At 59.0% G+C, this 22,243-nt stretch carries 22 protein-coding genes; 11 read left to right on the forward strand and 11 right to left on the reverse strand.

The window, feature by feature from the left end; translation table 11 throughout:
• Positions 1-70 precede the first annotated feature (70 nt).
• A complete protein-coding gene (locus KUF73_RS08630; RefSeq protein WP_218437615.1) occupies positions 71-1,111 on the forward strand; it encodes an Ldh family oxidoreductase in 1,041 nt (346 codons plus the stop codon).
• A 105-nt stretch (positions 1,112-1,216) separates the two neighbouring features.
• Here the strand turns inward: KUF73_RS08630 and KUF73_RS08635 are convergent, their stop codons facing one another.
• On the reverse strand, positions 1,217-1,534 hold the full coding sequence (locus KUF73_RS08635) for a YqjD family protein (protein WP_218437616.1): 318 nt from the start codon (positions 1,532-1,534) through the stop codon (positions 1,217-1,219).
• Positions 1,535-1,698: 164 nt separating this feature from the next.
• Between KUF73_RS08635 and KUF73_RS08640 the strand changes: the two genes are divergently transcribed.
• Entirely contained in the window at positions 1,699-1,950 is a 252-nt protein-coding gene (locus KUF73_RS08640) for a hypothetical protein (RefSeq protein WP_218437617.1), read from the forward strand.
• Between the two features lie 94 nt (positions 1,951-2,044).
• Here KUF73_RS08640 and KUF73_RS08645 read toward each other — a convergent pair whose 3' ends face one another.
• Positions 2,045-2,977, reverse strand: a complete 933-nt coding sequence (locus KUF73_RS08645) for a LysR family transcriptional regulator (RefSeq protein ID WP_218437618.1) — start codon at positions 2,975-2,977, stop codon at positions 2,045-2,047.
• 84 nt (positions 2,978-3,061) lie between these two features.
• Here KUF73_RS08645 and KUF73_RS08650 point away from each other — a divergent pair, with 84 nt between their 5' ends.
• A complete protein-coding gene (locus KUF73_RS08650; RefSeq protein ID WP_218437619.1) occupies positions 3,062-3,985 on the forward strand; it encodes a carbon-nitrogen hydrolase family protein in 924 nt (307 codons plus the stop codon).
• A 91-nt stretch (positions 3,986-4,076) separates the two neighbouring features.
• Here KUF73_RS08650 and KUF73_RS08655 read toward each other — a convergent pair whose 3' ends face one another.
• The 3 genes from KUF73_RS08655 to KUF73_RS08665 form a co-directional block, all read right to left on the reverse strand.
• The gene (locus KUF73_RS08655; RefSeq protein ID WP_218437620.1) at positions 4,077-4,550 is read right to left on the reverse strand and encodes an LEA type 2 family protein; all 474 of its coding nucleotides are present in this window, start codon (positions 4,548-4,550) and stop codon (positions 4,077-4,079) included.
• A gap of 58 nt (positions 4,551-4,608) precedes the next feature.
• Positions 4,609-6,081: a nucleobase:cation symporter-2 family protein gene (locus KUF73_RS08660; RefSeq protein ID WP_218437621.1), complete on the reverse strand. Its 1,473-nt coding sequence runs from the start codon at positions 6,079-6,081 to the stop codon at positions 4,609-4,611.
• A gap of 138 nt (positions 6,082-6,219) precedes the next feature.
• The gene (locus tag KUF73_RS08665) at positions 6,220-7,113 is read right to left on the reverse strand and encodes a LysR family transcriptional regulator (protein ID WP_218437622.1); all 894 of its coding nucleotides are present in this window, start codon (positions 7,111-7,113) and stop codon (positions 6,220-6,222) included.
• A gap of 101 nt (positions 7,114-7,214) precedes the next feature.
• On the opposite strand from KUF73_RS08665, the gene KUF73_RS08670 reads away from it, so the two are divergent.
• Positions 7,215-8,306 carry a polyamine ABC transporter substrate-binding protein gene (locus KUF73_RS08670; protein WP_218437623.1) on the forward strand — a complete coding sequence of 364 codons (1,092 nt, stop codon included), beginning with the start codon at positions 7,215-7,217 and terminating at the stop codon, positions 8,304-8,306.
• Positions 8,307-8,322: 16 nt separating this feature from the next.
• On the forward strand, positions 8,323-9,282 hold the full coding sequence (speB, locus tag KUF73_RS08675; protein ID WP_218437624.1) for an agmatinase: 960 nt from the start codon (positions 8,323-8,325) through the stop codon (positions 9,280-9,282).
• Positions 9,283-9,383: 101 nt separating this feature from the next.
• Here the strand turns inward: speB and KUF73_RS08680 are convergent, their stop codons facing one another.
• Positions 9,384-10,436, reverse strand: a complete 1,053-nt coding sequence (locus tag KUF73_RS08680; RefSeq protein ID WP_218437625.1) for an aldo/keto reductase — start codon at positions 10,434-10,436, stop codon at positions 9,384-9,386.
• A gap of 140 nt (positions 10,437-10,576) precedes the next feature.
• On the opposite strand from KUF73_RS08680, the gene zapE reads away from it, so the two are divergent.
• From zapE to KUF73_RS08695, 3 genes are all read left to right on the forward strand, one after another.
• Positions 10,577-11,695 carry a cell division protein ZapE gene (zapE, locus tag KUF73_RS08685; RefSeq protein WP_218437626.1) on the forward strand — a complete coding sequence of 373 codons (1,119 nt, stop codon included), beginning with the start codon at positions 10,577-10,579 and terminating at the stop codon, positions 11,693-11,695.
• An 18-nt stretch (positions 11,696-11,713) separates the two neighbouring features.
• A complete protein-coding gene (locus tag KUF73_RS08690; protein WP_218437627.1) occupies positions 11,714-12,295 on the forward strand; it encodes a DinB family protein in 582 nt (193 codons plus the stop codon).
• Positions 12,296-12,431: 136 nt separating this feature from the next.
• Complete coding sequence (locus KUF73_RS08695) at positions 12,432-12,923, forward strand: GNAT family N-acetyltransferase (RefSeq protein WP_218437628.1); 492 nt, start codon at positions 12,432-12,434, stop codon at positions 12,921-12,923.
• A 79-nt stretch (positions 12,924-13,002) separates the two neighbouring features.
• Here the strand turns inward: KUF73_RS08695 and KUF73_RS08700 are convergent, their stop codons facing one another.
• The 3 genes from KUF73_RS08700 to KUF73_RS08710 form a co-directional block, all read right to left on the reverse strand.
• Positions 13,003-13,218, reverse strand: a complete 216-nt coding sequence (locus tag KUF73_RS08700) for a hypothetical protein (RefSeq protein WP_218437629.1) — start codon at positions 13,216-13,218, stop codon at positions 13,003-13,005.
• A gap of 271 nt (positions 13,219-13,489) precedes the next feature.
• Positions 13,490-15,226, reverse strand: coding sequence for a phosphoethanolamine transferase CptA (locus KUF73_RS08705; RefSeq protein ID WP_218437630.1), 1,737 nt, complete (start codon positions 15,224-15,226; stop codon positions 13,490-13,492).
• Between the two features lie 197 nt (positions 15,227-15,423).
• Entirely contained in the window at positions 15,424-15,600 is a 177-nt protein-coding gene (locus KUF73_RS08710; protein WP_218437631.1) for a DUF6026 family protein, read from the reverse strand.
• Positions 15,601-15,871: 271 nt separating this feature from the next.
• Here KUF73_RS08710 and gnd point away from each other — a divergent pair, with 271 nt between their 5' ends.
• Genes gnd through KUF73_RS08725 form a run of 3 tightly spaced genes read left to right on the forward strand, consistent with a single transcriptional unit; the run spans position 15,872 to position 19,190 of the window.
• Positions 15,872-16,852 (forward strand): phosphogluconate dehydrogenase (NAD(+)-dependent, decarboxylating), encoded by a 981-nt coding sequence (gene gnd / locus KUF73_RS08715; protein WP_218437632.1) that lies wholly within the window; start codon positions 15,872-15,874, stop codon positions 16,850-16,852.
• Positions 16,849-18,372, forward strand: coding sequence for a glucose-6-phosphate dehydrogenase (gene zwf, locus KUF73_RS08720; protein ID WP_218437633.1), 1,524 nt, complete (start codon positions 16,849-16,851; stop codon positions 18,370-18,372). Before gnd ends, zwf begins: the two co-directional genes overlap by 4 nt.
• Positions 18,369-19,190: an HAD family hydrolase gene (locus tag KUF73_RS08725; protein ID WP_218437634.1), complete on the forward strand. Its 822-nt coding sequence runs from the start codon at positions 18,369-18,371 to the stop codon at positions 19,188-19,190. The genes zwf and KUF73_RS08725 overlap by 4 nt, the downstream gene beginning before the upstream one ends.
• 141 nt (positions 19,191-19,331) lie before the next feature.
• Here KUF73_RS08725 and nhaB read toward each other — a convergent pair whose 3' ends face one another.
• The gene (gene nhaB / locus KUF73_RS08730) at positions 19,332-20,834 is read right to left on the reverse strand and encodes a sodium/proton antiporter NhaB (protein WP_218437635.1); all 1,503 of its coding nucleotides are present in this window, start codon (positions 20,832-20,834) and stop codon (positions 19,332-19,334) included.
• 78 nt (positions 20,835-20,912) lie between these two features.
• The gene (locus tag KUF73_RS08735) at positions 20,913-22,202 is read right to left on the reverse strand and encodes a hypothetical protein (RefSeq protein ID WP_218437636.1); all 1,290 of its coding nucleotides are present in this window, start codon (positions 22,200-22,202) and stop codon (positions 20,913-20,915) included.
• Positions 22,203-22,243: the final 41 nt, after the last annotated feature.

Below are 22,243 nucleotides of genomic sequence, written 5' to 3' on the forward strand. Positions count from 1 at the left end.
TTGCTGAGCGTTGTTAATCGACGGTCTTCGTACGCTGTTGCCCCCTCCAATAATTAGTCTGGAGCTTCAGATGTCTGCGTCTCACGATCATGTGTCTACTGTTGTCTCGCAAAACCTGTCCTTTGAAGAGCTGACAGCCTTGCTTGAGAAGATTTTCCTGCGCCACGGCACCTCGGCCGATGTGGCTCGTGTACTCGCACAAAACTGCGCCGGAGCCGAACGCGACGGCGCGCACAGTCACGGGGTGTTCCGAATTCCGGGGTATGTCTCGACGCTGCAGAGCGGATGGGTGAACGGCCAAGCCGTGCCGGTGGTGGAGGATGTGGCTTCAGGGTTCGTCCGGGTCGACGCCGGAAATGGTTTTGCGCAACCGGCCCTTGCTGCTGCACGGGCACTGCTGGTGGAAAAGGCCCGCAGTGCCGGAATCGCGGTGCTGGCGATCCGTAACTCGCACCATTTCGCCGCGTTGTGGCCAGACGTCGAACCCTTCGCCTATGACGGTCTGGTGGCGCTGAGTGTGGTCAACAGCATGACGTGTGTCGTGCCCCACGGCGCTGATCGGCCGTTGTTCGGTACCAACCCGATTGCTTTCGCCGCCCCTCGGGCCGACGGCGAACCCATTGTCTTTGACCTGGCCACCAGCGCCATTGCCCATGGCGACGTGCAGATCGCCGCGCGCAAAGGCGAGCGTTTGGCGCCGGGCATGGGCGTGGACGGCCTCGGCCAGCCCACCCAGGACCCAAAGGCGATCCTCGAAGGTGGCGCATTGCTGCCGTTCGGCGGGCACAAAGGTTCGGCGTTGTCGATGATGGTGGAGTTGCTGGCGGCAGCATTGACCGGGGGTAATTTTTCCTTCGAGTTCGACTGGAAAAACCATCCCGGCGCCAAGACGCCATGGACGGGGCAATTGCTGATCGTGATCGATCCGAGCAAAGCGGCGGGGCAGAGTTTTGCCGAGCGCAGCCAGGAACTGGTGCGGCAGATGCATGGCGTGGGATTGAAACGGTTGCCGGGTGATCGGCGTCACCACCAGCGTGCCAAGTCGCAAGCCAACGGCATTGCGCTCGATGCCCAGGCACTGGCGAACCTGCGAGAACTAGCAGGAATTTGAACCTGTAGGAGCTGTCGAGTGAAACGAGGCTGCGATCTATTGCCTTTGATTTTTTAAAACCAGGATCAAAAGATCGCAGCCTTTGGCAACTCCTACATGGATCGTTTAGCGCTTGGCCAGCAGCAACCCGACCACCAAACCAAACCCGGCGGAGACCGCCACGGTTTGCCACGGATGACCGCCAATATAGGTTTCGGTGGCGTCAACCGCAGGCTTGGCCCGATCACGTACACCGGTCACCGAGTCCCGGGCCTGCTGAAGTTTCTGGGCAATCTGCCCGCGAAGTGTCTCCGCTTCCTCACCGACCAGTGAGGCACTGCTTTTCAACAGTTTTTCCGACTCTTCGATCAGGGCCGTCAGCTCGCTGAAAGCCTGGTCCTTGATTTGATCTTCGGCGATTTGCGCGGCGGTTTTCCGGGCCATTGAAGTACTCCTTGCAGGTAAGTGGACAGTGAACAATGGAGTGCGCCGCGATTGAAAAAGTTGCAGCGATTTTGCGTGCAGTCTCAATCCCGAAGAAAATCCAGCGCAGGACGTTTCGTCCTACAGTGTAAGATGTCGCCTATTTTACGCAGCAGGAAATCCCCATGAGCTTCAATCTGGCCGACAGATCCCTTGCCGAGCGCGCAGCGCTTGAAGATGAGAAATCCCGACTGTTCGAACTCTGGCAAAACAACCTGGGCAAAGCCAAGGGCGAGGCCGCACGGTTGTTTGGCGAACGCGCCAAGCGCAAAGGCAAATGGGCCGAGTGGGTCCGCGCCGAGCTGGACGGCATGTCGCCGCCGGAGTTCTCGAACATGGTACGCAGTGAAGTCAATCGACTGATGGCGGCCAAATAACACACGCCCCCTGTAGGAACTGTCGAGTGAAACGAGGCTGCGATCTTTTGATCTTACAAAACCAGGATCAAAAGATCGCAGCCCGCGGCAGCTCCTACAGGGGGTATGCGTCAGGGAGGTGGGAGAAACACGCCACAATCGCTTCGCGCACTGTCAGCACCACCGGATCGAGCTGGGTGCTGGTACGCCAGCCCAGCTCAATCGGGTAACGCGGCAACGCCAGAGGGCAGGGAAGCAGCGTCAGTCCGCTGAGTGCCGCGATACTTTGGGCCGCGTGGGCCGGAATGGTCGCTACGGCCTGACTACCCTTGAGCAAATGCGGCAACGCTGCAAAGTGGGTGGTCGAGGCACAGACCCGTCGGCTCAACCCCACCGCCGCCAAGCCCTCGTCAGTGATCCCGATAAAGCCGCCCGACGACACCAGAATGTGCTCGCGGGCGACGAACTCCTCAAGGCTGATCGCTTGTTGCCCTTCGGCCAGACTGAGCGGATCGACCAGACACAAATAACTTCCCTCACCCAGCACCTGTCGACTGAGCAGGCGTTCGGCAAACCCGCCGGCGGTAATCGCCAGATCGATGCTGCGCTCCATCAAGGCCTGGGCCACGATCTGGCTGTGGGTCTGAAGAAAGATCAGCCTCAACTTGGGCGCGCAACGCGCTATTTCTTCGATCAAGCGCCGGCCATACGCAATCTCGAAATCATCGGACATACCCACCGTCACCGAGCGCCCTTCGTAGTGGTTGGCCGTCGGGTCGACCATCGCCAGGCTCTGCCGACATTTGTTCAGCGCATCACTGATCACCGGTTTCAACTGATTGGCCTTGAGCGTGGGCGCCAGACCGCGACCGGTACGTACGAACAGTTGGTCGCCGTAGACTTCGCGTAATCGTCGCAACGCCGCACTGACCGCCGATTGCGTCACACCGAGGCGCAGGGCCGCGCGGCTGGCGCTGGACTCTTCGTGCAGGGCTTCGAAGACTTTCAGCAGGTTGAGATCAATGTTTGCGATAGTCATACGGTTCATATCATTCAGCAGTAAATGGGGCTTTATTCATGATTGCGTGACGCTGGAGAATGAGCAACACCTGATGCAAACGGAGTTACCGTGATGCCCAAGTCAATCGTTGCTGCACTGCAAATCGGTGCCTTGCCCGGCGGCAAGGCCGAGACCCTGGAGCAGATCCTGTCGTATGAAAACGCGATCACCGAATCCGGCGCAGGGCTGGTTGTCATGCCTGAAGCGCTGCTCGGCGGTTATCCAAAGGGGGAGGGGTTTGGGACTCAACTGGGGTATCGATTACCGGAGGGGCGCGAAGCCTTTGCCCGCTATTTTGCCAATGCCATTGACGTGCCTGGCGTGGAGACAGAGGCGCTGGCGGGTTTGTCGGCGCGTACGGGCGCCAATCTGGTCATTGGCGTGATTGAACGGGCGGGCAGCACGTTGTACTGCACGGCCCTGTATTTCGATCCGCAGGCCGGGCTGGTGGCCAAGCATCGCAAACTGATGCCCACCGGCACCGAGCGCTTGATTTGGGGCAAAGGCGATGGCTCGACGCTGCCGGTGATCGATAGCCAGGTCGGGCGGATTGGCGCGGTGGTGTGCTGGGAAAACATGATGCCGCTGCTGCGCACCGCGATGTACGCCAAGGGCGTGGAGGTGTGGTGCGCGCCGACGGTGGACGAGCGCGAGATGTGGCAAGTCAGCATGCGCCATATCGCCCATGAAGGGCGCTGCTTTGTGGTCAGTGCCTGTCAGGTTCAGGATTCGCCGCAGGCTTTGGGTGTCGAGATTGCCAACTGGCCGGTGGAGCGGCCGCTGATTGCCGGCGGCAGTGTGATCGTCGGGCCGATGGGTGACATTCTGGCCGGACCGCTGCGTGACGTGGCGGGTTTGCTCACGGCTGAAATCGACACCGACGACCTGATCCGCGCCCGTTACGACTACGACGTGGTCGGGCACTACGCGCGCCCGGATGTGTTTGAGCTGACGGTGGATGAGCGCGCCAAACCGGGCGTGAAATTCACCTTGTAGGAGCTGCCGCAGACTGCGATCTTTTGATCTTGCTTGTAAAAACCAAGGTCAAAAGATCGCAGCCAGCGACAGCTCCTACAGGGTTGTTATCTTACCGGCTGCCAGTCATCGGCCCCGGCAGGCTGAGCTTGCCACTGTCCACGAAGCGTTTGGTGCCAAACAACCCGCCACCCAGTTTGCCGCGTAAAACGTAGGGCAGATTGTTCAGCGATGGCGTTTCAACCAAACCAAGGGTCTGGCGCAGTACCGAGAACGCCGACACGCTCACCGGTACGCTCAGCACGGTATCGGAAAAACGCCCGATCGAGCCCGTCTGATCGCTGACGCCGGAGGCGAAAGGTTGGCCATTGATGTCCAGGTCCAGCGCCACACCGTTGTAATTGACGTTCATGCCATTGGGGTTTTGCACGCGGATTTTCACCGCAAACCGTACTTCCATCCCCTGGCCTTGCAATGGCTCGACGCCGACGACGTTGACACTCAACGGGTCGCTATTGGGAAACGAGCTACAGGCGCTCAGCCCGAATAACAGCAGGGAAAGGAGGACCGCATGGAGGCTGCGCATGGACGTGCTCTCGTTGGGAAAGGGGCTGAACCGCCGTGGCTCAGCCCTTGAGCACGATTTAGCGGTTCAACTGTGCGACACCCGCAGGTGTTTTGGGTTCACCCTTGCTGGGAACATCCGGATTTTGCATCACTTGCAGCACCGAGGCTTCGGGGTCGAACTCGTCTTCTTCCAGCTCGATGAATTCTTCGGGAAGGAAGATATTCAAAACGATAGCGCACAGCGCGCCAACGGTGATGGGCGATTCGAAAATGTTGTGCAGCGCCTTGGGCAGTTCACGCAAGACTTCCGGCACCGCCGCCACACCCAGGCCCATGCCGAGAGAGATTGCCACGATCAACATGTTGCGCCGATGCAGCCCGGCTTCGGCGAGGATCTTGATCCCGGCCACGGCCACGGTGCCGAACATCACCAGTTCGGCACCACCAAGCACCGGTTTGGGCATCAGTTGCAGCACCGCGCCGATCATCGGAAACAACCCCAGCACCACCAACAGACCGGCAATGAAAAACGCGACGTAACGGCTGGCGACGCCGGTGAGCTGAATCACGCCGTTGTTTTGCGCGAAGGTCACCATTGGCATGCTGTTGAAGACGGCAGCCATGGCCGAGTTGAGGCCGTCGGCCAACAGCCCGGACTTGATCCGGCGGATGTACACCGGCCCTTTGACCGGTTGCCGGGAAATCATCGAGTTGGCGGTCAAGTCGCCCGCCGCTTCCAGGGGCGACACCAGGAAAATCACCGCTACCGGCACGAACGCCACCCAGTCGAACGAGAACCCGTACTTGAACGGCACCGGCACGCTCATCAACGGCACGGCGGGCATGCTGGAGAAGTCGACGTTGCCCATCAGCCAGGCCACGACATAGCCAAGGGTCAGGCCTATGACAATTGCTCCGAGGCGCAGGAACGGTACGTCTACCCGGTTCAGCACCACAATAGTCCCGAGCGCCAGTGCCGCCAAGCCCAAGTGGCTCGCCGCACCAAGATCGGTCGCGCCGAAACCACCGGCGATATCCGTCATGGCGACCTTGATCAGCGACAGGCCCATCAGCGTAATAATCGTGCCGGTAACCACTGGGGTGATCAACATCCGCAGTTTGCCGATGAACTGACTCAGTACCACCTCGATGAACGCCGCGAAGAAGCACACGCCGAAGATGGTCGAGAGGATTTCATCAGTGCCGCCACCTCGGGCCTTGACCATGAAACCGGCGCTGAGGATGACGCTGATGAACGAGAAACTGGTGCCTTGCAGGCACAGCAGGCCGGAGCCGATGGGACCGAAGCGCCGCGCCTGAACGAAGGTGCCCAGGCCCGAGACGAATAGGGCCATGCTGATCAGGTAAGGGATTTCACTCTGCAAACCCAGGGCGCTGCCCATGATCAGTGTCGGAGTGATGATGCCGACGAAACTGGCGAGCACGTGTTGCAGGGCCGCGAAGAGTGTGGCGGTCAGGTGCGGGCGGTCGTTGAGGCCGTAGATCAGGTCGGATCGGGGCTGGGTTTTTGCTGGTTCAGATGAGGTCACGAGGAAAGCGCCAGGGGCCAGGTCGAAAAATGGAGGCGCAGGATGCCAGAAAGATCAAAAGATCGCAGCCTGCGGCAGCTCCACAGGAAATCGCGGTTCAAAATGTAGGAGCTGCCGCAGGCTGCGATCTTTTGATCTTCAAACAAACGCCGACAACAAATCCTCTTCAAACGCCTTCTGCGCATCCCCCGGCACCTGCGCGCGATGTCGGGCCAGATGAAACGCCACATCGAAACTCATGCCCTCGTGACGCACCACTCGCAGCAACCCCTTGTCTTCCCAGCTACGGGCAAAATGACTGGGCAGATACCCGACATGTTTGCCGGACAGAATGAAGGCGAGGGTCCCTTCGACCTGTTCCGAGCGCGCCGAACACAACTTTCCTTGAAAAGGCTCGTCGCTGCGCAGGAAGCGGTAAGGGTGATCGACCCGGTCGCAGGCTTGCAGCGCCTCGTCGTCCGGGGCGTCATTGGTGAACAGCGGATGGCCAGGCGCGCAATATAAATGCTGGGTTTCGGTAAATAGTTCGCGGTAGTCAAATGCGCTTTGCACCTGCGAGAAATAACCGATGGCCAAGTCCAGCCGCTGTTGCAGCAGCAGGCGCTCCATTTCGCCGGGCATGGCGCTGATCAACTCGATGCGCACTGATTCGTCGCGCTCGCGAAAACGCCGGATCGCCCCGGCGACTTGTTGAAGCACCGATTGATCCAGCGCTTCGGACAAACCCAGGCGCACTTCACCGATCAAGCGCCCGGCCACACCGTTGGATTGATGGCGGAACGCTTCAATGGACTCGAACAGGCTGCGTGTTGCGCTGAGCAGTTGCTCGCCCTTGGGTGTAATGCTGAATCCGCTCTTGCCGCGACTGCACAAGCGATAACCGAGGCGGGTTTCCAGCTTGGCCATTTGCTGGCTGATGCTGGACTGGCTCAAGCCCAGTTCCCCCTGTGCCGCGCTGAAACCGCCGCACTCCACAACGCTGACGAACAGGCGCAGCAGTTGCAAGTCCAGATCATGCAGTTGACCGAGCATCAAACATTACTCCTGCGTAATGTCAGGTTAATAATCTTTATATTTTATCAATGTATCCGACGACGCATTCTGCAACCACTTCCTCTGGTCAGGTGTTCGTCATGGCTCCCTCGTTCAAGCTGTGTTTACCCGCGCTGTTCCTCGCCATGGCCGCCTCGGCCCAGGCCGAGGAAAAAGTCGTCAACCTCTACAGTTGGGCCGACTACGTCGCTCCGGAAACCTTGCAGCGTTTTGAGCAGGAAACCGGCATCCACGTGCGCTACGACACTTTCGATGCGCCGGAGGTGCTGGAAACCAAACTGCTTACCGGTGGCAGCGGCTATGACGTGGTGGTGCCTTCGTCCAGCGTTCTGGCCCGAGGTCTGGCGGCGGGGGCGCTAAAAGCGATTCCCCACGAAGGCCTGAAGGGTTACGCCAACCTTGACCCGGACCTGCTGGAGAAACTCTCGGCCGTCGACCCCGGCAATCAATATGGCGTGCCGTACACCTGGGGCACCCTTGGGTTGGGGATGAATGTCGAGGCGGTGCAGAAGCGCTTGCCGAACGTGCCGCTCAATAGCCTGGATCTGCTGTTTAAACCGGAATACGCCAGCAAACTGAAGGATTGCGGCATTGCGATTATTGATTCGCCGCAGGAAGTAATCGGCCTGGCGCTGCACTATCTGGGGAAAGATCCTTACAGCAGCGACAAGAACGATCTCGACGCGGCCCAAGCGCTGCTGCATCAACTGCAGCCTTCGGTGCTGTACGTCGCCAGCGGACGTCAGATCAACGACCTGGCCAATGGCAGCGTCTGCCTGGCGTTGGCTTACAACGGTGATGCGAGCATGGCCGCCGATCAGGCGCGCAAGGCCAACAAGCCTTACGAAATCGCCTACCGGATTCCCAAGGAGGGCACGATCGTATGGCAAGACAACCTGGCGATTCCCAAGGATGCGCCGCACCCCGAAGCCGCCCGCCAGTTCATCGAGTTCATGTTGCGTCCAGAGTCCGTCGCGGCGCTCACCAACACCTTGTTTTTTGCCACCGCCAACCAGGCCGCCACACCGCTGGTGGACGAAGCGGTGCGCACCGATCCGGACATCTACCCACCTGCCGACATCCGTGACCGTTTGTACGCCGACCGCAGCATGAGCCTCAAGGACATGCGCCAGCGCACCCGCGTGTGGACCACTTTCCGTAGCCGCCAATAATAAGGAACCTTCAATAATGGACGTCCCAGCGCAGAACGACCAAGCCATCACCCGTGACAGCCTTTATGGCACTGCCGCCGAAAGCACCTACGCCGGTATCACCAGTTTCATGCGTCGTCGCTACAGCCGAGACTTGCGCGGTGTTGACGTAGCGGTCAGCGGTGTCCCGTTCGACACCGCCACCAGCAACCGCCCGGGCGCACGATTCGGGCCACGGGGCATTCGTGCCGCGTCCACCGGAATCGCGTGGGAACGCCACTGGCCCTGGACGTTCGACCCGTTTGATCATCTGGCGGTGGTCGATTTCGGTGATTGCGACTTCGACTACGGTTCGCCGCTGTCGACACCGGAAACCATCGAAGCGCATGCCGAGCACATCCTCAACGCCGGTAGCGCGATGCTTACCTTTGGTGGCGATCACTTCATCACCTATCCGCTGCTCAAGGCTCATGCCCGCAAGCACGGTGCGCTGTCGCTGATCCACTTCGACGCGCACAGCGACACCTGGCCGGACGAAGAGGGCAAACGTATCGACCACGGCACGATGTTCTGGCATGCAGCCAAGGAAGGTTTGGTCGACCCGTCGCGCTCGGTGCAGATCGGTTTGCGCACCACCAACGACGATCACCAGGGTTTTCAGGTACTGGACGCACGGCAGGTGCATCGGCGTGGGGTGGATGCGATCGTCGAAGCCATTCGAGCTCGGGTCGGCGATAACCCGGTGTACCTGACGTTCGATATCGACTGTCTTGACCCGGCATTCGCACCGGGCACCGGGACGCCAGTGTGCGGCGGTTTGAGTACGGTGCAGGCCCTGGAGATCCTTGGCGGTTTGCGCGGGATCAATCTGGTGGGCATGGACGTAGTGGAAGTGGCGCCGGCCTATGACAATGCGGACATTACTTCACTGGCGGCGGCAACGTTGGCGATGGAGATGCTGTGTCTTTATGCGGCCAAGCATAAGGTTGACCGGTAACCAAGATTTGCGGTGTCTGTCGTAACGCCTTCGCGGGCAAGCCTCGCTCCTACAGGGACCGCATTTTTCCTGTAGGAGCGAGGCTTGCCCGCGAAGCTTTTTCAGGCGACGGGGATGATTGGCAGATCCAGTGTCTGACCACCACTAAACCGCGCAAACGAGCCGCTGATGGATTCGTGAGGCACACCTTTGGCCACATCGCTGACACCATCAAGTCGCGCCAACTGCTCAGCATTCAATTGCACATTCAACGCGCCCAAAGTCGCATCCAGTTGCGCGCGGGTGCGCGAGCCGAGAATCGGGATCAACGCGGTGGTCGAACGTTTGGCCTTTTCTCGCAGCCAGGCAATGGCTACGTGGGTCGGGCTGGCTTCCAGTTCTGCGGCAACGGTCAACAAAGTGTCGAGCAGGGCGGTTTCACGCTGGCTTTTCTCGGCGTGAATCAACATGCCGAGTTTGGCGGCGCGGTTGTCGCCATCGTTGCTGCGGTACTTGCCGGTGAGAAATCCACCACCCAACGGTGACCACAAGGTTGCAGCAAGGCCCAGCGCTTCAGCCATGGGCAATTGTTCGCGTTCGGCTGTGCGCTCGGCCAAGCTGTATTCGACCTGGATCGCCGCAATCGGCGCGAAGCCGCGTACTTCGGCTAGCAGGTCAGCGCGTGCGATGCGCCAGGCCGGGAAGTTCGACAGCCCGGCGTAATGGATCTTGCCGGCCCGCACCAGGTCGTCGAAACCGCGCAAGATCTCTTCCATCGGCGTCACGCCATCGCTCATGTGCGCCCAGAACAAGTCGAGGTGATCGGTTTTCAGTCGTTTCAGGCTCTCTTCGACAGCGCGCACCATGTTCTTGCGATTGTTGCCGGTGTGGGAAATGCCCGCGGCGGGTGTAGTACCCAAGGTGTATTTGCTGGCGACCACTAAACGATCACGTTCCGCGGCGATAAATTCGCTGAGCATGACTTCTGATTGGCCAGCCTGATAGCCGTTGGCGGTGTCGATGAAGTTACCGCCTGCCTCCAGATACCCATCAAAAATGCCCTTTGCTTCGTCACGCTCGGCACCATGGCCCCAACCGGTACCGAAATTACCGGCGCCCAACGCCAGTTCGGAAACCCGCAAACCGGTTTTGCGACCGAATACTTTGTAGTGCATGGGATGACTCCTGAAGATGGCGATTATTAGATGACTAGCAACATGTATTTAATATGATGTTAGTCATATAGGCCGTCAAGGTACTTTTTACTTCTGACATTTCACTGAAGAGGCGGCCGACGGATGGCATACTGCCGTGCATGAATGTCGACTCTCCGCTCAGCGCCTGGCAACACGCCATCGAACAAAAGGGTTTCGTCCAGGACGAAGCTCAGGAACATGCCGTCTGGGCCTTGCAAAAGTGCCACGAAGCCTTGCACGAAGGGCGTACGCCAATTACCGGTGTGTACCTCTGGGGGCCGGTCGGGCGCGGTAAAACCTGGTTGATGGACCAGTTTTACCAACACCTGCGAGTGCCGGCCCGGCGTCAGCACTTTCACCATTTCATGGGGTGGGTGCATCAGCGCTCGTTCCAGCTCACCGGCACTGCCGATCCGCTGAAGGCACTGGCGCGCGAGCTGAGCGAAGAGGTGCGCGTGCTGTGTTTTGATGAGCTGTTCGTCAATGACATCGGTGACGCGATCATTCTCGGGCGTTTGTTCCAGGTGATGTTCGAACAGGGCGTGGTGGTGGTCTGCACCTCAAATCTGCCGCCCGATCAGCTCTACGCCGACGGCTTTAATCGCGATCGCTTTATGCCGGCCATTGCGGCAATCAAACAGCACATGCAGGTGGTGGCGGTGGACGGCGGGGAAGATCATCGCTTGCATCCGGGGCAGGGCTTGCAGCGTTACTGGGTGGCCACGCCCGGGAAACCCAGCGCTCTGGGTGAGGTGTTCCAGGCACTGACTGTCGGCCAAGCGGTTTCAACCGATCCGATCCAGGTGGGTTATCGCTCGCTCGATGTGGTGCAGGCCAGCCAAAGCGTGCTGTGGTGTCGCTACGCCGATCTCTGTGAACAGCCCTTTGCTGCCATGGATTTCATGGCCCTGTGCGACACCTTCGGCGCTATTCTGTTGAGTGACGTGCCCAACCTCAGCGCGCAAAAGCGCGCAGGGCGCATCGCCCGTGGCACTGAAGACGGCGTGGAGCGAGTGGTCGCCGGCGACCGCGAGTTGCCGCAATTGTCAGTGCATGACGACGGCGTGCGGCGTTTCATCGCCCTGGTGGACGAGTGCTACGACCGCAAAGTGCCGCTGTACCTCGAAGCGCAGGTGCCTATGGACTCGCTCTACACCGAGGGCTATCTGGAATTTCCGTTCCGCCGCACCCTCAGTCGCCTGCAGGAAATGCAGCTGCAACGTTTCGCCGAGGCGTGAGATTCAGGAGGCGTGAAGATGAATCAACCTCTGTCACACCATTTATTGACCATGGCTTACCAGAACGCCTGGGCCAATCACCGCCTGGCCAAGGCCTGGTGTCAGTTGAGCCCCGAGGAACTGGCGGCACCGCGGGTCAGTTTCTTTCCAAGCCTGCGCGCGACCCTCAACCACATCCTGACCTGCGACTGGTTTTACGTGGATGCCCTTGAGCGCGAGCTGCGTGGCGATGATCCGCATCCAGACTGCTTTGTGTTCTTCAAGGACGACGAACCGTTCAGCCATGGCAGTGACCTGAGACGTGAACAATCCCATGTGGATCAGCGCTTGATCGCCTACTGCGAGCAAATGCGCGACGCGGATCTGGCGAAGATCGTGACTATCGCCCGGGACACGCCACAACACGACAGTCGCTTGCGCATGATGTCGCACCTTTTCGAGCACCAGCTCCATCACCGTGGGCAGGTACACGCAATGCTCAGCGATACGTCGGTCAAACCGCCGCAATTGGATGAGTTTTTCTGTGCTGGCGAATCTGGCTTGCGGGCTGAAGATTTTGCCGAGTTGGGGTGGACTGAGGCGCTGATTTGGGGCCATTAAGCAGCCTTCGGCAGATCCTGCTTTATTCCGTGCCGGAGCTGGCGAAGGCTGCGATCTTTTGATTTTCAAGGGTTGTCGCCGCAACCGGGCTCACGATATGGTCGCCCGGGTTAATTTAATGTGATTGGGGATGGAAATGGATTCCGCAGAAATTCTTGTACTTCAGGCCAGCTACACCAATGCGGTGCATGCCGAGGCGATTGGCCTGGTGTTGAACAGTTATGCCGAAGACCCGATGGGAGGTGGTCATTCGTTGCCTGCCAGCGTGCTGGAACACCTCCCGGGCGAGCTGGCCAAGCGTCCTCATGCGTTCAGCGTGCTGGCGTTTGTCGGCGGTGAACCGGCCGGGCTGGTCAATTGCTTTGAAGGGTTCTCGACGTTCGCCTGCCGGCCGCTTGTCAACGTGCACGATGTGGCGGTGGTACCAAAATTTCGCGGTTTGGGGCTGAGCCAGAGAATGCTGCAAAAGGTCGAGGAAATCGCCCGTCAGCGCGGCTGCTGCAAAATCACCCTGGAAGTGCTGGAGGGCAATGCAGTGGCCCAGGCGTCCTATGGCAAGTTCGGCTTTGCCCCCGGCGAGTTCGACCCCGCGCACGGGCGCATGATGTTCTGGATCAAGGCGCTTTAATCCAGGCGAAAAAAGGGCGTCCATCAGGACGCCCAACAGTAATCTCTGACTGAAGAGCAAACAGTCAGAGGTGTAACAATCACTTCGGTCTATAAGATTCGGTCATTTGTGCGGTTTGATCGTCCGGAACCCGCAGTTCTTTCGCCTGCCCTGGCGTGATGGTGCCCAGCGCCACTTGTTGGTTGTAGTGCAGGGTTTCGTAGTAGTAGCGCATGCGTTCAGCCCCCCCTTCAGCAAAAGCGCTGGCCGAGCCTAACGTCATCAGTACGGCGAGGATCAATGTAGAACTTTTCATGGTGTGCCTCCTACTTGCAGCTGTCGGATGCCTTTCGTCCATGAACCAATGAATCAAAGTCGAACGCACATTATCCGCCGATTCCGTAAATTGGGAATCAGTAAGCACTAGAGTTTCCAAACCGGGCGCAACGTATCACCGCATAGCTTTCAGGCAGTCAGAAACGCCTGTGGGAGCGAGGCTGTTCGCGATAGCGTCCTTACATTCAACACGTATGTTGACTGAGAGGTCGTCATCGCGAGCAAGCTCGCTCCCACAGGGTTGGACAGGGTTATTGCTGAACGACGTTCGGCACGGCCTTGGGCTTCATCAGGCTGAAGTCGATCAGTGGTCGCACCTGACGCTCGTACGGGTTGCCGATCATCAATGGCAATGGCTTGAAGCTGTCGCTGACCAGGCTCTTGCTGCGATCCAGTTCATCGAAACTCAGCCCGGCCAGGTCGGCCCAGGTATGGATCAAATGGGAGCTGCTGTACGGTCGCGCCAGATCAGCGGCGAAACTCCAGTCATGGGTTTCACGCCATTTCGGTGAGGCCCAGGCCATGAACGGGATGGTGTACATCGGTGCCGTTGGCTTGTTTTCGTTGCGTCCGAGGGTGTCATGGCCAACGGAATCGAAAACGTCCTCACCATGGTCAGAAAGGTACAGCAGGAAACCGTTCGGATCCGACTTGGCGTAATCCTTGATCAGGCTCGACACCACGAAGTCGTTGTACAGCACCGCGTTGTCGTAGCTGTTGTAGGTTGGCAGTTGATCATCACGCACGCCTGCCGGAACGCCGGTGCGGTCCTTGAACTTGTCGAAGGTCGAAGGGTAGCGGTACTGGTAGCTCATGTGCGTACCCAGCAAGTGCACGACGATCAGCTTGCGCGGTGCCGCGTCGGCCAGGGCCTTGTTGAACGGCTCGATCACATCGCCATCGTACTGGGCGGCATTCTGGTTGCGGTTGTTGTTCAGGTACACCTGCTCGTCGGCCTGTTCGGAGAAGGTCGTCAGCATCGTGTTGCGCTTGGTCATGGTCTGCTGGTTGGTGATCCAGAAGGTCTTGTATCCAGCCTGTTTCATCATGCTGACCAGCGATGGCGTCGACAGGTACAGGTCCGGGCTTTCTTCGTCAGCGAAGGTCAGTACCTGCTGCAACGCTTCGATCGTGTAGGGGCGTGGCGTGATGACGTTGTTGAAGACCGCCAATTGATCCTTGAGCTTGTCCAGTTCCGGGGTGGTTTCCCGAGGATAGCCGTACAGGCTCATGCGCTGACGGTTGGTAGACTCGCCAATTACCAGGACCAAAGTCGCCGGCTGGTTGGCCATCGAGTCCTTGAGATTGTGCAATGGCGGGATCTTGCTGGCGCTATTGAGCATATCTTGCATGCCGGCCAGGGTTTCCAGGTAACGGTGATAGGCCACGGCCATTTGCCAAGGCACCGCAGGCTCGATGCGGGTTTCGAATTTGTCGAAACCTTCGGCGAAACTGCCGGTACGTGCAGTCTGTTTGATCAGCGGATAACCGACCACCGCCACCAGAATGGCAGTTGCAGCCACCAGTGCCTGACCTCGCGGCAGGTACACCGGGCGCAAACGCGTCCAGAGGTAATAGGCAAAGGCCGTGTGGGCGAGGAATGCGAACACCATCCACCAGGCAAAGTACTGGGTCATGTACTCGCCGGCTTCAGAAATGTTCGACTCGAACATGATGAAGATGACGCTTTGGGAAAATTCCTGCTGATAGATGAAGAAGTAACCCAGGCTGGCCATCGAGCAGGCCCACAGCACCACGCCGATTACCGCGGCCATGACGCGCGTTTGTCGGGGAAACAACAGCACCGGCGCAAGCCAGATGGCGCTCATCACAAACGCCTGACGAAACCCGGTAAAACCGGAGGTGCCTGTCAGTTGGATCAGCAGTTGGGTGATACCGGAAAAATACCAGAAGAACAGGAACAGCCAGAGAAATCCTGCCCAATCGAAACCTTTCGCAGACGTATCGCTGCGTTTAAACCAAGCCATTCCACGCTCCAGCCAAGATTACTTCCAACGTCAGCCACCGCAGTTGCCGACGAACGGAGGGCGCACGGAAACCGCGGCCACAAAACCATCGAGTATCACCAAGCGAATGTGAAAAATTCGTGAGCTGCCAGGAATTGGCAAGGAGCTATGGCAGGTCGGAAGCAGTGGCAGTGCTGCTTCCGATTCAAGCGAGGGAGTCAGGCGTGAGGGGCACGTTGGGTAACGGGTAAGGGGTGTTGGCCCTGGACCAGCAAGAGCAGTTGCGCCAGCTCCTGTTTCAATTGATCGCGCTCGTCTTTCAACTGACGCAACTCATCGCGACGAATAGTGACGTAAAGGGTTTGTGCTGGCAGTGCGGTGTGTACTGTGCCCATTGCTCACCTCGCAAATGGCGTGTCTCAACTGTAGATCCGCCCGGAAATCAGCGGCTGACCTACTATCGGCGCCAATTTTGATTTCTTTTGCCCTCGAAGGGAACTTTTTTATTTTTCACGGTCGTTGTGTCTTCGGACTGATTCCCGACGTTATCAATCAGGATCGGGCACAATGCCCGGAAACTTCAGCCCGACGCTCTGGACTAACCTCATGAGTCGCGTTGGGCTATAACCATTGACACACTTTATTTGTAGTAGGGAGCATCAGCACATGCAACTCGGGATTATTGGACTGGGCCGCATGGGCGGCAATATTTCGCGGCGCCTGATGCTCAACGGACATACCACCGTTGTGTACGACCGCAATACCGACTTCGTCAAAACCTTGAGTGACGAAGGCGCCACGGGCGTTGCCGATTTGCCGGCCCTGGTCGCCGGCCTGGCCAAACCACGAGCGGTGTGGGTCATGTTGCCGGCAGGCGCACCGACCGAAGACACCATCGACACCCTGAGCACTTTGCTCGAAGCCGGCGATACCATCATTGACGGCGGCAACACCTTCTATAAGGACGACATTCGCCGGGCGAAAATCCTCGCGGAAAAAGGCCTGCACTACATCGACGTCGGCACCTCCGGTGGCGTCTGGGGCCTGGAGCGCGGTTACTGCATGATGATCGGCGGCGATGCCGAGACCGTTAAGCGTCTCGATCCGTTGTTCGAGAGCCTGGCACCGGGTCTGGGCGACATTCCGCGCACCAAGGACCGCAAATCCGACGATCATCGTGCCGAGCATGGGTACATTCATGCCGGCCCTGCGGGCGCCGGGCATTTCGTGAAGATGATCCACAACGGCATCGAATACGGAATGATGCAGGCCTTCGCCGAAGGCTTCGACATCCTGAAGACCAAGGCGAGCACCAATCTGCCGGAAGACCAGCGTTTTGACTTGAACGTCGCCGACATTGCCGAAGTCTGGCGTCGTGGCAGCGTTGTGTCCTCGTGGTTGCTCGACCTGACTGCCGACGCCCTGGCCAGCGATCCGAAGCTCGACGGTTACTCCGGCTCTGTGGCCGACAGCGGCGAAGGGCGCTGGACCATCGAAGCCGCCATGGAACAATCGGTGCCGGTGCCGGTGCTGTCGAACTCGCTGTTCTCCCGCTACCGTTCCCGTGGTCAGGGCACCTTTGGCGACAAGATCCTCTCCGCCCAGCGTTTCGGCTTCGGCGGCCATGTGGAGACTCCGAAAAAATGACTCATGTGATCCGCAGAAAATCCAAGGCTGAACCCGCGCCACCGACCACGCTGTTTCTGTTCGGCGCCCATGGTGATCTGGTCAAGCGCCTGCTAATGCCGGCGCTGTACAACCTCAAGCGCGACGGTTTACTCGGGGATGGACTGCGGATCGTCGGCGTTGACCACAACGCCATCAGCGATGAAGGCTTCGCGAAAAAACTCGAAGACTTCATTCGCAGCGAGGTGGCCGGCAAAGTGGGCAAGGGCGATCAGTCCCTTGACCCGGATTTGTGGGCCAAACTCGCCAAAGGCATCAGCTACGTCCAGGGCGACTTCCTGGACGACAGCACTTATTCAGCGCTGGCGGCAAAAATCGCCGCCAGCGGCACCGGCAATGCGGTGTTCTACCTGGCCACCGCGCCACGCTTTTTCAGTGAAGTGGTACGCCGGCTCGGTGCCGCCGGTCTGCTGCAAGAAACACCGGAAGAATTCAGGAGGGTGGTGATCGAGAAGCCCTTTGGTTCCGACCTGCATACCGCCGAAGCTTTGAACTCGTGCTTGCTCAAGGTGATGTCGGAAAACCAGATTTACCGGATCGACCATTATCTGGGTAAGGAAACCGTGCAGAATATTTTGATCAGCCGGTTCTCCAACAGCCTGTTCGAAGCGTTCTGGAACAACCATTACATCGACCACGTGCAGATCACCGCCGCCGAAACCGTCGGCGTGGAAACCCGTGGCAGTTTCTATGAAAACACCGGTGCCCTGAGAGACATGGTGCCCAATCACCTGTTTCAACTGCTGGCGATGGTGGCCATGGAACCACCGGCCGCCTTCGGCGCTGATGCGGTTCGTGGCGAGAAAGCCAAGGTCGTCGGTGCGATCCGGCCATGGTCAGTCGAAGAAGCCCGGGCCAATTCGGTTCGCGGTCAATACACCGCTGGCGAGGTCGATGGCAAACCACTGCCAGGGTATCGCCAGGAAGACAAGGTCGCGCCGGACAGCACCACCGAAACCTATGTGGCGCTCAAGGTCATGATCGACAATTGGCGCTGGGTCGGCGTGCCGTTTTACCTGCGCACCGGCAAACGCATGAGCGTGCGCGACACCGAAATCGTCATCTGCTTCAAACCGGCACCGTATGCGCAGTTCCGTGATACCGAGGTCGATGCGCTTGCGCCGACGTATCTGCGAATCCAGATTCAGCCTAATGAAGGCATGTGGTTCGATCTGTTGGCCAAACGGCCCGGCCCGGCGCTGAAGATGGAAAACATCGAGCTGGGTTTTGCCTACAAGGATTTCTTTGAAATGCAGCCGTCCACCGGCTACGAAACCCTGATCTACGATTGCCTCACCGGCGATCAGACGCTGTTCCAGCGCGCCGACAACATCGAGAACGGCTGGCGTGCGGTGCAGCCGTTCCTCGATGCTTGGCAGCAGGACTCCTCGGTGCAGAGTTATGCCGCGGGTGAAAACGGACCGCCGGACGCCGAAGAGTTGCTGACCCGCGACGGCCGCGTCTGGCACGGCCTCGGATGAGTGGCGTGACGCAGCATCCTATCCGTTTTCTGCTTAGCGACATGGACGGCACTTTGCTGCTGCCCGATCACAGCCTCAGCCAGCGCACCCTCGAAGCAGTTCGTTCGTTGCGCGAGGCCGGTGTACTGTTCAGTCTTGCCACCGGTCGCCCACCCAAAGCCATGCTGCAGATGATCGAGGCCCTGGGCGTCGACGTGCCGACGGCCGCCTTCAATGGCGGCACGATCGTCAATCCGGACGGCAGCTTGCTGGTTGCGCATTATTTGCCCGCCACGGCCGCACTGACTACGTTGACGCTGTTTGCCGATCAGCCGGGCATTGAGATTTGGGTGTTCAGCGGTGGCGACTGGCTGCTGAAGGACCCGGGCGGGCCGATGGTGCCGCGCGAGCAGCATGGCCTGGGATATCCGCCAGTGAAGGTCGAGAGCTTCGAACCGTTTATGGAGCGCATCGACAAGATTGTCGCTGCGAGCGCCAACACTGAGTTGCTGATTGAGCTTGAGGCGCAGTTGCTGCCTCTGGTGGATGGTCAGGCCCAGGTTTCGCGATCGCAACCGGTGTATCTGGACGTGACCGCGATGCAAGCCAACAAGGGCGAAGCGCTGGCGACACTGGCGGCGTTTCTCGGAGTACCGCTGGAGCAGACGGCAGCAATGGGCGACGGTGGCAATGACCCGGCGATGTTCCATCGCGCTGGATTTTCGATTGCCATGGGGCAGGCGGAAGAGGCGGTGAAACAGCAGGCCGATGTGGTGACCGGAGCCAATACCGAGGAGGGTGCGGCTCAGGCAATTGAACGATACATCCTGAACCGCTGAACCGCTGAACCGCTGAACCGCTGAACTACTAAACTGCTGAATTGCTGAACCCTGTAGGAGCTGCCGCAGGCTGCGATCTGTTGATCTTGCTTTTAAAAATCAGAAGATCGCAGCCTGCGGCAGCTCCTACAGGGGCACGTGTTATAGCCAGTAACTCACCGCATACCAGCCCAGCACCCCCATCACCACCGTATACGGCAACGCCATCCACACCATCCGTCCATAGGACAGGCGAATCAGCGGTGCAATCGCCGAGGTCAGCAGGAACAGGAACGCAGCCTGGCCATTGGGCGTTGCCACGCTCGGCAAGTTAGTGCCGGTGTTGATCGCAATGGCCAGCGTCTCGAAATGCTCACGGTTCATGTGCCCGGAAATGAACGCTTGCTTAACTTCAGTGATGTAGATGGTCGCCACAAACACGTTATCGCTGATAGCCGAGAGCAACCCGTTGGCGATGAACAACATCCCCGGTTGTTGATCGGCCGGCAGCGCCAGTACCCATTGGATCAAGGGTGTGAACAGTTGTTGATCGTGAATGACCGCGACCACGGCAAAAAACACCACCAGCAGCGCCGTGAATGGCATCGCGTCCTTGAATGCACTGCCGAGACGGTGTTCGTCAGTGATACCGGTAAACGCGGTAATCAGCACGATCACCATCAAGCCGATCAATCCCACTTCCGCCACATGAAACGCCAGCCCGGCAATCAGGATCAGTGCGGCCACGCCTTGCACAATGAGTGCTGCGCGCTGGCGCGAAGTCCGTTCGGCGTTGTCTTCGGCGGCGTAATTGGCCAGCACGGCGCGGACGTTGTCCGGCAGTAGCGTGCCATAACCAAACCAGCGCAGTTTCTCCAGCAGGACGCAGGTCACCAGGCCGGCCACCAGTACCGGCAGCGAAACCGGCGCGACTTTCAGAAAGAACTCAGAGAAGTGCCAGCCCATTTCATGGCCGATCAATAGGTTCTGCGGCTCGCCCACCAACGTGCAAACGCCACCCAGGGCTGTGCCCACCGCGCCGTGCATCAGCAGGCTGCGTAGAAACGCGCGGAATTGATCGAGGTCACTATGATGGAGCGTAGGCAGGTGCTGATCATCGTTGAATTCGCTGTCCTGGCGCGGGTCGGTGCCCGAGGCAACCCGGTGATACACCGAATAGAACCCGACGGCCGCACTGATGATCACGGCGGTCACGGTCAAGGCATCGAGAAAGGCCGAGAGAAATGCCGACAAAAAGCAGAACATCAGCGCCAGCAGTGCCTTTGAGCGAACCCCAAGCAGCAGTCGCGAGAACAGGAACAGCAGCAGGTCTTTCATGAAGTAGATGCCCGCCACCATGAACATCAGCAGCAGGATCACTGGAAAGTTGTGCAACAGTTCGTCATAGAGCGCTTGTGGCGTGGTCATTTTCAGCAACAGCGCTTCGACCAGTAACAAGCCGCCAGGCATCAGCGGATAACACTTGAGCGCCATGGCCAGGGTGAAAATGAATTCCAGTACCAATAACCAACCGGCCGCCACTGGACCTGCCGTCCATAGCACCAGGGCGTTGAGTATCAGGAAGCCGACAATACAGGCCTTGTACCAACGGGGAGAGTTGCCGAGAAAATTATGCGCGAAGGCCTGGGCCATAGAGCCGGACATTGGCTACTCCTTATATTAAGAAGCGCGCAACTTGCCGTAAGCCGGTGGGAAGATCAAGCTCGGGAACAATTCATTGGACTAAGCCAAGTAACGCGCGACGACAGCCCGATAGTTGCCATCCATCGAATAGCCGCCTACGACGATGTTTCCATTGTCCTGCACCGCGACGGAAGTTGCCGTGTCCAGACTGTGACCCAGACGGGTACGAACCCAGCCACTGCCATTGCCGAAGTGATGATCGAGCTGACCGTCAGGCAAGTATCGGCCCAGAATAAAGTCGGCCTCGATTCCGCCAATGGTTGCACCGGCCACCACTACGCTACCGCCGGGCTGCGCTTGGGCGGCGGTCCATTGGCAGCCGCTGCGACCGATTTCCAGCAATTGCGCCTGGCCGCCGTTGCAGTGGCTGTCCGATCGGCCATTGCTGTGTACCTTTAGCGCCAGGCAGTGCATCGGATCTCGGCTGCTGCCAAAACATTGCACGTCGCCATTGTCCTGCTGGACGATCTGGCTGACCTGAGCGCCAAGCCCCTGCGCCTTGAAGCTCATAAAGCCATCCAGGGCAAAACTGGTATCGAGCGTGCCGTCGGCGTGATAGCGCGCCAGCAGGCCTTCTTCGGGGAAGTTGATCGATCCGCCCACCAGAATCCGGCCGTCACGCTGCACCCTCAGGCTGCTGAGCCAGGTATTCATCAGCAAATGCCTGACCATCACGAAACCACGGCCATTGAAGGTCGTGTCCAGCGCACCCTTGGTATCGAGTCGAATGAGAAGGCCGGCATGATCGGCCAATTCGAAATGATGGTTGGTCACAAGCAGGATCCGACCATCTGCCTGAACCCCGACATCACAGGCCTCCGCGCCTGGCACGCCCGGGGGAAGCCAGGTATCGCGCACACCATGAGACAGGTTGCCCGGCAGGCGCACGACGCAGCGACCGTTGTCGCCAAAACGTTGAACGGCGCGACCCTGTTGGTCAAACAGCGCCACGGCGGGGAGGGTGCGATGTGCATTGTCGTAGTGCAGGCCCGCGACCAGGATGTTGCCATCCGCCAGCACGTGAACCTTGCCAGCCATGGCCTCGAAACCTTGTTCAAACTGCCCGATCACGCTGCCCTGATTGCCGAATGTCAGATCCGCCGAGCCGTCCTCCAGCAAACGAGCCAAACCAAAGCAGCTGCCACTTTGGGTTCCGACTTTTGCCGCCACCAGCAACCGGCCCTGCGGGTCTATCGCTACGCCGTTGGTCATACTCGAAATACTGCCGGCGAAATACACCTGGGTTCTGCCATGGGTGGCGAAGGTTGTATCGAGCCCTCCGGCATGATCGAGTGAGGAGGGAAAAGCCAAAACGGACTGGATTGACATGCACGCATCTCCTTGCGAGTCGTCCTGGTCCAGGAGGTGGG

The organism is Pseudomonas sp. PD9R, assembly GCF_019200975.1.
In the GTDB taxonomy this organism is placed as follows: Bacteria; Pseudomonadota; Gammaproteobacteria; order Pseudomonadales; family Pseudomonadaceae; genus Aquipseudomonas.